The sequence below is a fragment of the Gilliamella sp. B3482 genome (assembly GCF_026536805.1).
GTDB lineage: Bacteria > Pseudomonadota > Gammaproteobacteria > Enterobacterales > Orbaceae > Gilliamella > Gilliamella apicola_E.
The window spans coordinates 393,531-406,012 of the sequence record NZ_JAFNNL010000002.1; the positions used below are offsets into that span (position 1 = coordinate 393,531).

The 12,482-nt window shown below is 35.2% G+C and carries 12 protein-coding genes; 10 read left to right on the forward strand and 2 right to left on the reverse strand.

The annotated features are described in order from the left end of the window. The gene (recG, locus tag J3U18_RS04950; RefSeq protein WP_267353105.1) at positions 1-2,094 is read left to right on the forward strand and encodes an ATP-dependent DNA helicase RecG; all 2,094 of its coding nucleotides are present in this window, start codon (positions 1-3) and stop codon (positions 2,092-2,094) included. Positions 2,095-2,220: 126 nt separating this feature from the next. Here the strand turns inward: recG and ulaG are convergent, their stop codons facing one another. Both ulaG and ulaR read right to left on the reverse strand, forming a co-directional pair. Continuing rightward, positions 2,221-3,288, reverse strand: a complete 1,068-nt coding sequence (ulaG, locus tag J3U18_RS04955) for an L-ascorbate 6-phosphate lactonase (RefSeq protein WP_065733831.1) — start codon at positions 3,286-3,288, stop codon at positions 2,221-2,223. Between the two features lie 27 nt (positions 3,289-3,315). After that, positions 3,316-4,077, reverse strand: a complete 762-nt coding sequence (gene ulaR / locus J3U18_RS04960; protein WP_065563139.1) for an HTH-type transcriptional regulator UlaR — start codon at positions 4,075-4,077, stop codon at positions 3,316-3,318. Positions 4,078-4,517: 440 nt separating this feature from the next. Here ulaR and J3U18_RS04965 point away from each other — a divergent pair, with 440 nt between their 5' ends. The 9 genes from J3U18_RS04965 (at position 4,518) to J3U18_RS05000 (ending at position 12,480) form a co-directional block, all read left to right on the forward strand. After that, positions 4,518-6,284: a PTS ascorbate-specific subunit IIBC gene (locus tag J3U18_RS04965; RefSeq protein ID WP_065733832.1), complete on the forward strand. Its 1,767-nt coding sequence runs from the start codon at positions 4,518-4,520 to the stop codon at positions 6,282-6,284. Positions 6,285-6,319: 35 nt separating this feature from the next. Continuing rightward, positions 6,320-6,793 carry a PTS sugar transporter subunit IIA gene (locus tag J3U18_RS04970; RefSeq protein ID WP_065563137.1) on the forward strand — a complete coding sequence of 158 codons (474 nt, stop codon included), beginning with the start codon at positions 6,320-6,322 and terminating at the stop codon, positions 6,791-6,793. Between the two features lie 3 nt (positions 6,794-6,796). Further along, a complete protein-coding gene (locus tag J3U18_RS04975) occupies positions 6,797-7,489 on the forward strand; it encodes an L-ribulose-5-phosphate 4-epimerase (RefSeq protein ID WP_065563136.1) in 693 nt (230 codons plus the stop codon). 20 nt (positions 7,490-7,509) lie between these two features. Then, on the forward strand, positions 7,510-8,154 hold the full coding sequence (locus J3U18_RS04980; protein ID WP_065563135.1) for a 3-keto-L-gulonate-6-phosphate decarboxylase UlaD: 645 nt from the start codon (positions 7,510-7,512) through the stop codon (positions 8,152-8,154). 65 nt (positions 8,155-8,219) lie between these two features. Further along, entirely contained in the window at positions 8,220-9,110 is an 891-nt protein-coding gene (locus tag J3U18_RS04985; RefSeq protein WP_267353106.1) for an L-ribulose-5-phosphate 3-epimerase, read from the forward strand. A 258-nt stretch (positions 9,111-9,368) separates the two neighbouring features. Continuing rightward, complete coding sequence (gene lptM / locus J3U18_RS11900) at positions 9,369-9,500, forward strand: LPS translocon maturation chaperone LptM (protein WP_370632603.1); 132 nt, start codon at positions 9,369-9,371, stop codon at positions 9,498-9,500. Positions 9,501-9,512: 12 nt separating this feature from the next. Then, positions 9,513-10,766 (forward strand): diaminopimelate decarboxylase, encoded by a 1,254-nt coding sequence (lysA, locus tag J3U18_RS04990; RefSeq protein WP_267331685.1) that lies wholly within the window; start codon positions 9,513-9,515, stop codon positions 10,764-10,766. Positions 10,767-10,872: 106 nt separating this feature from the next. Further along, positions 10,873-11,697 carry a diaminopimelate epimerase gene (dapF, locus tag J3U18_RS04995; RefSeq protein ID WP_065563132.1) on the forward strand — a complete coding sequence of 275 codons (825 nt, stop codon included), beginning with the start codon at positions 10,873-10,875 and terminating at the stop codon, positions 11,695-11,697. Between the two features lie 48 nt (positions 11,698-11,745). After that, entirely contained in the window at positions 11,746-12,480 is a 735-nt protein-coding gene (locus J3U18_RS05000; RefSeq protein WP_267353107.1) for a DUF484 family protein, read from the forward strand. Positions 12,481-12,482: the final 2 nt, after the last annotated feature.

Sequence of the window (12,482 nt, forward strand, 5' to 3'; positions counted from 1 at the left end):
ATGGTTGATCGTTTGCTAAACCGAATACCGCTTGCAAAATTAGCTGGTATTGGGCCTAGTTTAGAAAAAAAATTCTTTGCACTTGGTATTAAATCTGTTCAAGATCTCTTATTACATTTTCCTTTACGTTATGAAGATCGTTCGACATCTTCAGCAATTAGTGATGTTGCAATTGGTGAAACGACCACAATTTTAGGTCAAATTATCAAAAGTGAAATAATTACAACTAAACGTAAAATGTTGCTCTGCTATATTCAGGATGACTCTGGTATCGCTATTTTACGTTTTCTCAATTTCAACATGGGTATGAAGACTGCCATGGCATCCGGTAAATGGGTGAGGGCTTACGGAGAAATAAAGAGGGGGAGCCATTATCCAGAAATGATTCACCCACAATTTAATATTCAATCAAAAAAAGAGGAGTCGCCTAGTTTTTCTGAACCAAACGAAGAGCGATTTACGCCGATTTATTCAACCACCTATGGGTTAACTCAGAATGTCATCCGTAAAGCAATACAATCGGCATTAATATTGTTAAAACGAAACCCACCAGCTGAAATCTTACCGGTTTCAATAAGCAATGGTTATTTATCTGTTGTTGAATCATTAGATATTATTCATAATCCATCATTAACAACGAATGTAGATCAGCTTATTGATGGAGAACATCCAGCAATAAAGCGTTTTGTTTTTGAAGAGTTGCTTGCTTATCATTTAAGTATGTTGTTTATTAAGGTTGATAATCAAAAACAACATTCTTATCCAATGCATAGTAATAAGCGTTATTCTCAGCCTTTCCTTGCTTCTTTGCCATTTGAACCGACAAATGCGCAAAAAAGAGTCGTACAGAATATTTATCAAGATATGGCTAAGTCAGTTCCAATGATGCGATTAGTTCAGGGAGATGTGGGCTCAGGTAAAACGTTAGTGGCAGCTTTAGCCGCTCTAAATGCTATTGAAAATAATAAGCAAGTTGTTTTAATGGCGCCGACCGAAATATTAGCCGAACAACATTTTCATAATTTTTGTCGATGGTTTGAGCCACTAGGAATAAAGGTTGAGTTGTTAGCTGGGCGATTAACCGCAAAAAATAAAAAACGACGATATGATGATATTGAATTAGGCGAAATTTCAATGTTAATTGGTACTCATGCCGTATTTGTTGAGAAAGTTAAGTTTTTTCAATTAGGATTGGTGATTATTGATGAACAACATCGCTTTGGTGTAAACCAGCGATTAAGTCTTTGGGAAAAAGGTATTAAAGATGAGTGTCATCCTCATCAATTAATAATGACAGCAACGCCAATTCCAAGAACCCTAGCGATGACAGTTTATGCAGATTTAGATGTATCAATCATAGATGAATTACCTCCAGGACGAACGCCAATATCGACGATAGTGATACCAAATTCTCGTCGTGATGAAATTATTGAACGTGTCAATCAAGCTTGCATTGATAATCGCCAAGTCTATTGGGTTTGTACTTTAGTTGAAGAATCTGAAACGCTTGATGCTCAAGCTGCAGAAATGTTAGTTGCAGAATTACAAGAACGCTTACCGCATCTTATTATTGCTTTAGTGCATGGCAAAATGAAATCAGATCAAAAACAATCTGTCATGCAGGATTTTAAAGACGGTAAAATTCAATTATTAGTTGCCACAACGGTTATTGAAGTCGGTGTCGATGTGCCTAATGCTAGCTTGATGATTATTGAAAATGCTGAACGTTTAGGCTTAGCACAACTGCACCAATTACGTGGGCGAGTAGGGAGAGGTACTGCAATATCTCATTGTGTTCTTATGTATCAAGCACCTTTAAGTAAAATAGCTCAAGCACGTATGAAGGTGATGCGAGAAAGTAATGACGGTTTTGTTATTGCCCAAAAAGATTTAGAGATTCGTGGTAGTGGCGAAATTCTAGGTACAAGGCAAATAGGGGTAGCTAACTTCAAAGTAGTTGATTTAATCCGTGATCAACATCTAATTAATGAAGTGCAAAAAGCCTCTTATTATTTACAGAAGAATTATCCCGAAAGTGCTAATCAGCTAATTGAATGTTGGCTACCTGATCGAGAAAAGTACATTAATGCTTAAATTATGATAGTAGTTGAGAACTGTAATAGCTTTTTCCATATAATATTCAATAAAAGCAAAGCGTTATTCATAAAAAAGGACTTATAGCGATATCTATAAGTCCATAAATATTAGTGTTAATTTTATTTATAAGAATGAACGGTATGGTAATTCCGGCTCATCGGTAAAGATATCTCTGAATCCTCGATAGTGCTGATAATGCATTTTATTTTTATCAGTAGGATATGTATATTTACCACCAACTTGCCAGAAAAATGGTCTAAATTGATATTCTAGGCGGTCTTTTTTCATATCCCATAATACTTCTATTTCACGAGGATCACTTTGGAAATTAGACCAAATATCATGGTGGAATGGAATGACCACTTTAGTGTTGAGAGATTCTGCTGCGCGTAAAATATCTGACGAAGTCATTTTATCGGTTACACCACGTGGATTTTCGCCATAAGATAAAAGAGCAACATCAATTTTATAATCATTACCGTGTTTTGCGTAATAGTTTGAATAGTGAGAATCCCCTGAATGGTAGAGTGAACCACCGGTTGTTTCGAATAAATAATTGACTGCACGATCATTCATCCCATCTAAAATGGATTTATCTGTTGATGAAACACCTTTAGGTAAAGTTACAAGTGATGTTCTATCAAATGAATCTAAAACATGAATCGTAATATCACCAACATGTAAGGTTTCACCTACTTTGGCAACAATACAGCGTTCTTCCGGTACACCCCAACTTTTCCACAATTCGACACAAGCTTTAGGACCAATAAATTTTACTTCTGGTGAGCAATTTTGAATAACTGCAGCTGCAACATTGACATCAATATGGTCCGCATGATCATGTGTTGCCATGACGGCATCAATTTGTTTAATAGCAAATGGATCTAAAACAAATGGGCTGGTTCTTAAATTAGGTTGTAATTCACGTACACCTCCCATGCGCATCATCTGGTGTTGTTTGTTCATTAAAGGATTGGCGTGGGTTTTTTTACCTGTACCACACCAGAAATCGACAGAAATATTGGTGTTCCCAGCTGATTTCAACCAAATTCCCGTACAAGCAAGCCACCACATGGTAAACGTATTAGGTTTAACTTCCGTATTTTCTATCTCTTCATTAAGCCAAGTTCCCCACTCAGGAAAAGTGTTTAAAATCCAAGAGTCACGGGTAATTTCATTCACTTTACTCATACTATGTTCCTTTTCTTCATTTAATAGTTAAACTAATATTACTTCTACGCCTTGCTCTTTTATGCAATCGATTACCTCTTTATTCGCTTGTTTACCTGTAATTAAAATATCGATTTTATTTACAGGACAAAAAAGCATGCCGGAGTTGGCTTTAGTATCGATTTTGGAGCTATCTACCACCACAACTAATTTTTCAGCTTTTTCTAAAATTTGTTGTTCTGCAACTGCACCTAAGATCTCATTTTTATAAAGACCAGTTGGTGTTAATGTTTTGCCACTAGTAAACATCCATTTTGCTGCATAAGAATCAGTAAAGCTGGCAATAGGGTTGAGTATGATATTTTGTGTTTTGTTATATAACCCTCCCATAATGATGACGTTTTCATGATCGTGTTCAATTAAATAACAGGCTAATGGAAAGTAATTGGTAATAATTGAGACATTTTTACCACACAATTCACGCCCTAATAAAAATGCTGTTGAACCGCAATTAATCACAACGTTTTCATCACTTTCGCATAGTTTAGCTGCACGTATCGCGATGCGTGCTTTTTCATGATAGTGATCGGTATTATTGATATCTATTGGTGCCCATATAGGTTTTTGTTCTTCTAACCGTAAAATACCATTACGTACTTTTCGCACTCGCCCATCTAAAGCAAGTTTAGTTATATCTCTTCTAGCTGTAGCCGGAGAAATGGAGAAAATTTCAATTAATTCGGTGACTTTTAACTCACCTTTTTCATTGACTAAAGCAACAATTTCGTTGTGTCGCACAATTTCATTCATTGATAACCTCTTATAACATCATGAGCTAATTTGATTATTTGTGATAATAATTATCATTGGATTTATTGTCAATTGCTGATCATGTCTCATTAAAGATAAAATAATTTAATGCATTGATTAATATAGCTATAATTTGATTTGCATGGTGTTTTTTTTAGCGATAATGTGATATCCATCACAGTTTTACAGTTGATTGTTATAGAAAAGTGATCTACATCAAAATAATCACAAATAATCATTGAATGATTAATTGTGATTATGGAAGATAAATATCAGTTAATGAATCACGATTGATTAACTGAGTTAAGTTTTAAGAAAAAAACTAACCTCACACTAAACAACCATATAAGTGGCATCTGGATAGCGTTAATTATCCTGCATTGAAAAGTTAATAAGGATTTGTAATGCAAACAGTGTCCAATAACCAATGAGAGGGGCATATGGAAGTAATCTATAACATTTTCTATATTTTTTATAGTCAAGTCATGACGAAAGCACCTTTGTTACTAGGCTTGGTGACAATGCTTGGGTATTGTCTTTTACGCAAAGACATAACCACAATTTTAAAAGGAACAATTAAAACCATTGTTGGGTTTATGTTGTTACAAGTGGGTTCAAATGTGTTAGTTTCGACCTTTAAGCCGGTTATTGCCAAATTAGCTGAATATCATGGTATTAAAGGATCTATCATTGACACTTATGCATCAATGGTTGCTGTTGAAAACGGTATGGGTGATCAGTATTCTTGGGTAGGATATGCGGTTTTATTAGCACTAGCAATTAATATTGTTTTAGTCATTTTTCGTCGTATTACCGGTATTCGTACCATAATGTTAACAGGCCATATCATGTTCCAACAAGTAGGGTTGATTACTTTATTCTATTTCCTTTTCGGTTATGGCATGTGGGAAACAATAATCTATTCAGCTATCATTACAGCGTTATATTGGGGAATATTTTCCAATATGATGTTTAAGCCTACCGAAGCGGTGACTGGTGGTGCTGGTTTTTCAATTGGACACCAGCAACAACTTGGTTCTTGGATTGCTGTTAAATTGGCACCAAAATTAGGCGATAAAGCCAATTCTGTTGATAACCTTAAATTACCTAAATGGTTACATATCTTTCATGACAGTATCGCTGCTACAGCAATTGTTATGACATTCTTTTTTGGCATTATTTTGCTTTCTTTTGGTTTGGATAATTTGCAAACTATGGCTGGCTCTACTCATTGGACTATTTATATTCTTGAAACAGGATTGAAATTTGCTGTTGCCATACAAGTTATCGTTGGTGGGGTAAGAATGTTTGTAGCTGAATTATCTGAGGCATTTAAAGGTATTTCGGAAAAATTGATCCCTAATGCAGTATTAGCAATAGATTGTGCTGCGATTTATGCATTCTCACCTAATGCTATGGTATTTGGTTTTATTTGGGGTGCATTAGGACAATTTTTAGCGATTGCTTTATTACTTATTTTCAAATCACCGATTATGATTATTCCTGGTTTTATTCCAATGTTCTTCTCTAATGCGACAATTGGTGTTTTTGCAAACCATTTTGGTGGTTGGAAGGCGGTGATGAAACTCTGTTTTGTTATGGGCATGATTGAAGTATTTGGTTCAGCTTGGGTCATTCACATTTTTGCTCAAAATGGTACTCCTATTGACGCTTGGATGGGTATGGCTGATTGGGCAATTTTATTCCCACCAATTTTACAAGGCTTATCATTTTCTCATTTATTTATCTATTTATTAATTGCATTAGCTTTAGTTTATATGTTTTTTGCTGCAAAACAGCTTAAACAAGAAGAAGCAATGCAAAAAGATCATCCAGAATTTAACGATAATCAACAAGATGTTAATGAAGCCGTGGTAGATAAAATGGATGAAGTAGCCGTGGCTGAAGGTCGTCCGATACGTATCCTTGCGGTATGTGGAAGTGGGCAAGGTTCTTCAATGATGATGAAAATGAAAATAGCTAATTATCTAGATAAGAAAGGTATTGCAAATGTGATGGATTCATGCGCGGTAACTGATTACAAATCACGTTTACCCAATGTTGACATTATTGTTGCATCAAAACACTTGATTCACGAAATCGAAGTTAATGAAGGACAACATGCTTTAGGTGTACAAAATATGCTTAATCCAAACACATTCGGTGATGAGCTTATTGAGATTATTAAAAAAGTACTTGCTCAATAATCGATTAAATATAAAGAGAAGAAAGGAGTACAACGATGGCTTTGAAAGAATCATTAATTGAAAATAATTCAATATTATTAAAAGCAAATGCTGCTAATTGGCAAGAAGCTGTCAAATTAGGTACCGATATGTTAGTCGCTTCAAATGCAATTAAACCTTCTTATTATGACGCAATTATCCACTGCGTTAAAACAATGGGGCCTTATATTATTATTGCACCTAATTTTGCCATGCCTCATGCCAGACCAGAAGATGGAGTCAATCGTACTGCTTTTGCTTTAGTAACCCTTAATCAACCAGTTTATTTCGATGGCGAAGAAGAACCTGTTGATGTGCTTGTTACTTTAGCAGGAAGTACATCAGATCAACACATGGAAGGATTAATGGAGGTTACCCAGGTGTTAGATGATGAAACCAGTGAAACTGGAGTCAATCTTGATAAGTTAAGAGCTTGCAAAAACAAAGAAGATGTTTATGCGGTCATCGATAAGGCATTAAATGGAGGCTAATTTATGTATCAAGCATTAAAAGAAAGAGTATTAGCAGCTAATTTAACATTGCCTCAATATCATTTGGTGACATTTACATGGGGCAATGTGTCCGAGATTGATCGTGATAAAGGTGTTATTGCTATTAAGCCATCAGGTGTCGAGTATGACAAGATGAAAGTTGATGATATTGTAGTGGTTGCACTAAATGGTGACATTATCGAAGGTCATCTAAATCCATCAAGTGATACCGCTACTCATCTTGAGCTTTATAAAGCATTTAAAGATATTGGTGGTATTGTTCATACGCATTCTCGTTATGCGACTATTTGGGCACAAGCAGAGCTCGATGTACCTGCCTTAGGAACAACCCATGCTGACTATTTTTATGGTGATGTGCCATGTACGCGTCGATTAACCGATAGCGAAATAGCAAATGATTATGAAAAAAATACCGGACTTGTGATTATTGAAGAGTTTAAACGACGCGGGCTCGATCCTAAAGCGATGCCGGGTGCAGTTATTTCTGGTCATGCTCCATTTTGTTGGGGTAAAAATGCTTTAGATGCTGTGCATAATGCAGTCGTATTGGAAGAAGTCGCAATGATGGCTATTTCTACACGTCAACTTAATCAAACAATAAAAATTCAACAAGCTTTATCGGATAAGCACTATTTTCGTAAACATGGTGCGAATGCTTATTATGGTCAAAAATAGAATGCAAGAGGGCAAATAAAATGACAAAACCTAAACTACAAATCGCATTAGATCAAACAGAATTACAACCAGCTTTAGAAGTTGCAAAAAATGTTGCTGGTTTTGTGGATATTATCGAAGTGGGAACAATTCTTGCTTTTGGTGCAGGTATTGGTGGCGTTAAAACGTTAAGAGAAAAATACCCTAACCATATCTTGGTTTGTGATTTAAAAACTACCGACGGTGGCGCGATTTTAGCCAAAATGGCTTTTTCTGCAGGTGCTAATTGGTTAACTGTTTCAGCGGCTGCACATATTGCAACTATTGAAGCCTGTAAAAAAGTTGCTGATGAATTTAATGGAGAAATTCAAATAGAGTTATATGGTCATTGGACTCTAGATGATGCCAAAGCCTGGCGAAAGTTAGGTATAAAGCAAGCTATTTATCATCGTTCTCGTGATGCAGAATTAGCTGGATTTGGATGGGGTGAAGAAGACTTAGTTAAAATGCGTCAACTTTCCGACTTAGGCCTTGAGCTCTCTATCACGGGCGGTATTGTACCTGAAGATATTCATCTTTTTGCAGGAATCAAAACGAAAGCCTTTATTGCTGGTCGTGCTCTTGCTAACCAAAATGGTCAACAAACTGCACAAGCTTTAAGAGAGCAGATAGCTAAATATTGGTAATTGGTATATTGCAGTTGTCAATTCAACTGCAATGCATATTGTTCCATTTTTATTAGGTTTAGATTATGACAAAAAGAGCAATAAATATCAAAAAAAACACGCCTCGTATTGGTATTTATGAAAAAGCATTACCAAATGATTTAACGTGGCAACAAAAATTTAATGAAGCAAAAGCATTAGGATTCGATTTTATTGAATTATCCATTGATGAGTCAGACGAACGTCGAGCAAGGCTGGATTGGTCTGATGATGAAATTTATTCATTACGTCATTTGTCAGAACAAATTGGCATAGCATTGCACTCTATTTGTTTAAGTGCTCATCGAAAATATCCATTCGGTTCCAATGATGAACATATTCGCGCACAAGCAAAAAACATAATGAACAAGGCAATAGTACTTGCTTATAAATTAGGTGTCAGAGTCATTCAGCTTGCAGGATATGATGTCTATTATGAACCAGCAAGTAATCAAACCCATCAACGCTTTATTGAAGGTATGAAGTGGAGTGCCAAACAAGCAGAAAAAGCAGGTATTATGTTAGCTGTAGAAATAATGGATACTGACTATCTTAATTCACTAAGTAAATTCGAGATTCTGAAAAGGGAAATACCGTCTTCATACTTTATGGCTTATCCGGATGTTGGTAATATTTCTGGTTGGAATTACGATGTGTGCACCGAACTTTTATTAAGTCGTGATCACATTGTGCAAATTCATCTCAAAGATACCAAAAAAGTTAAATCTAATTATTCTGGGCAATTTCGAGATTTAGTTATTGGTGAAGGCGAAGTTGATTTTCCGGCCATTTTTAATACATTAAAATTAATGGATTATTGTGCTCCTTTTGTGATTGAAATGTGGGCTAAAGATGATAATTGGAAGCAAAATATTATTACTGCTCAACAAAGCCTAAATGCTATGGCATCCAAAGCAGGATATGCACTATTCTCCTAATTTACATGTAATAAAAATGATATAAAGCTCAATTAATGTCTTATTTGGGCTTTATCTATTCAGTCGAATTAAAAAAATAGTCATCAGAACGCATCAGAATGACATGTTATTTTTAACCTTAAGATCATTATTAAACTCTTTTATAGCAACATATTAATATTAAGAGATTTTTATTTATTCTTTCCACTAATTGGCCTATCGTGTAATATAATGGCCATTATAACAAAATGAAAGAATTGCGAATATTATATGAAATCAATGATCAAATTATTCTCCATATTATTAGCCATCTTGACATTAGTTGGTTGCGGTTTAAAAGGCCCATTATATTATCCTAATGAGCAGTCAAGCACATTTGTTCAATCTAATGATGTGAGTAACATAGCTTAAAGGAATAATTCAATGAAATTTTTACATTATTGTAATGGTCAGTTATTGGCAGATGAAGTCGCTATCTCTGATCTAGCAAAGCAATATGGAACTCCGTTATATGTCTATTCTGCTGCTCATATGACAAAACAATTTCTTGCTTATCAGCAAATTCTTCAAGATAAGAAACATCTAATTTGTTATGCAGTTAAGGCTAACAGTAATTTATCGGTTTTAAATTTGTTGGCTAAACTTGGTGCCGGTTTTGATATTGTCTCGCAGGGTGAATTAGAAAGGGTGCTAAAAGCAGGTGCCGAACCTAGAAAGATAGTTTTTTCTGGTGTCGCAAAATCTATTGAAGAAATCAAACGTGCGCTTGAAGTTGGTATTAAATGTTTCAACGTTGAGTCGGAGGCGGAATTATATCGTATCAACGAAATTGCTCAACAATTAGGTAAAATTGCAACAATTTCATTAAGAATTAATCCTGATGTGGATGCCAAAACCCATCCCTATATCTCAACAGGATTGCGTGAAAATAAATTCGGCATAAGTTATCAATTAGCCCTTGATGTATACCGCAAAGCGGCTAGTTTAAATCATATTAAGATAGTTGGTATTGATTGCCATATTGGTTCTCAATTAACAGAATTATCGCCATTTTTAGATGCTGCTGATAGGATTTTAATATTGGTTGATAAACTCAAAGCAGAAAATATTCACCTTGAACATATTGATTTAGGTGGTGGATTAGGGGTCTGTTATGATAATGAAACACCTATTTCTGCATCTACACTTGTTTCAGAGTTACTTGCGAAATTAACCAATTATGCTGATCTTGAAATTATTTTTGAACCAGGCCGCTCAATTGTGGCTAATGCTGGTTTATTAATTACTAAAGTTGAATACACTAAACATCAAGATGGTAACCATTTTGCTATTGTTGATGCGGGAATGAATGATTTAATTCGACCAGCTCTTTATAAAGCTTGGATGCGAGTTTTACCAGTCAGAGAACCCAAAAGTTCTGATAAAAAAGAATGTTACAATATCGTTGGACCAATCTGCGAATCTAGCGATGTGTTAGCTTATCAACGAGAGTTGTCCGTTGAACAAAGTGATCTATTGGTTATTTGTAGTGCTGGTGCCTATGGTTTTAGTATGGCGTCAAATTATAATAGTCACCCACGTCCAGCTGAAGTTTTGCTTGAAGGAGGAAAACAACATAAGTTAATTCGAAAACGTGAGACGTTTGATGATTTATGGCGTGGTGAATTAGTATTATAATCTTTTAAGAGTGTGTGATGCGATGGACTCATTCGCTTGGCAAATAAAGCGCTTTATTAATTAAACTTAATTAGCGTAATAGGTAATTAAAAAAAGGTAAGCAAAGATGAACTTTTCTAAAATGCATGGATTAGGTAATGATTTTATGGTTATTGATGCACTAACGCAAAATGTTCATCTTTCGAGCGAATTGATTAAGCGCATGTCAGATCGCTATACCGGTATTGGCTTTGATCAGTTACTTGTTGTTGAACCACCTTATTCGCCAGAAAGCGATTTCCACTATCGCATATTTAATGCAGATGGTTCAGAAGTGGAACAATGTGGTAATGGTGCACGTTGTTTTGCTCGTTTTGTTCGTTTGAAAGGGTTGACGAAAAAACGTGTTTTAAAAGTAAGTACTATGAAAGGTAATATTGTATTGACGGTTAATGATGATGAAACCGTACGTGTTAATATGGGAACCCCTATTTTTGAGCCGAGTAAAATTCCTTTCAAAGCCATTAAAGAAGAAAAAACTTATATTATTCGTGCACAAGAACAAACAGTTCTGTGTGGCGTTGCTTCAATGGGTAATCCGCATTGTGTTATTCAGGTTGACGATATATTAACAGCTCAAGTATCAACGCTTGGTCCACTGTTAGAGCAACATGAACGTTTTCCTGAAAAAGCAAATATTGGTTTTATGCATATTATCGATCGAAATAATATTAATTTGCGCGTATTTGAACGAGGTGTTGGTGAAACACAGGCTTGTGGTACTGGTGCTTGTGCGGCTGTCGCAGTTGGTATTAATCAAGGACTCTTAAATCCACGAGTAAATGTTAATTTACCAGGTGGCAAATTAATTATCGAATGGAAAGGCAATCAGCAACCCCTTTATATGACTGGACCAGCAACACATGTATATGATGGTTATATTTCAATTTAATAACTGATGTAATTTAGGATTTGATACTGAGTACGATAGAAATAAATTATGGTCATTAAAAAAACACAGACAGTTAAATATAAGCCTCATCGTCGACAAAAAAACTTTGTCAAATTGAATGATGAAATGGTCAGTCAGTATATCATTGATAATCCTGATTTCTTTATTCGTAATGCTGCTCAGATTGAACGAATGCGTGTACCACATCCAGTTCGCGGAATTATTTCGTTACCTGAATGGCACATGGCTAGACAGCGTAATAAAATTAATCAGTTAGAGTCTGAAATTACCATGCTAATGGAGCATGCTAGTGCTAATGAGCTGCTTTTTAATCAGTTAATGAAATTGCAATTCGACTTAATTAAAGCAAAAGATATTGATGAATTAATTGTATCTTTAAAAAATTGGGCTAAAGATTTAGGGCTCAATGGTGCTTATTTATATCTTTTCGATGATAAATGGTTACTTAGTGCGCCATCTAGCTATCATCATTTAGCCTTAAATTCATTACAATTTGATTTTATTCGTGTTCGTCATCTACAGTATAGTCAATTTTATTTAGGTCAATTAAACACAACTGAATTAGATTTTTTATTACCGCAGCATGGTTATGTCGGATCAGTTGCATTATCATTATTGGGTCAATTTGGGGACCTCGGTCTTTTGATGTTTACTAGCCCAGATCCACAACATTATCAAGTTGGGCAAGGAACTTTGTTATTAGAGAAAGTTAGTGAGATATTACCTATTTTGATTGAAAAATGGATTATGCGAAGAAAGTAAGG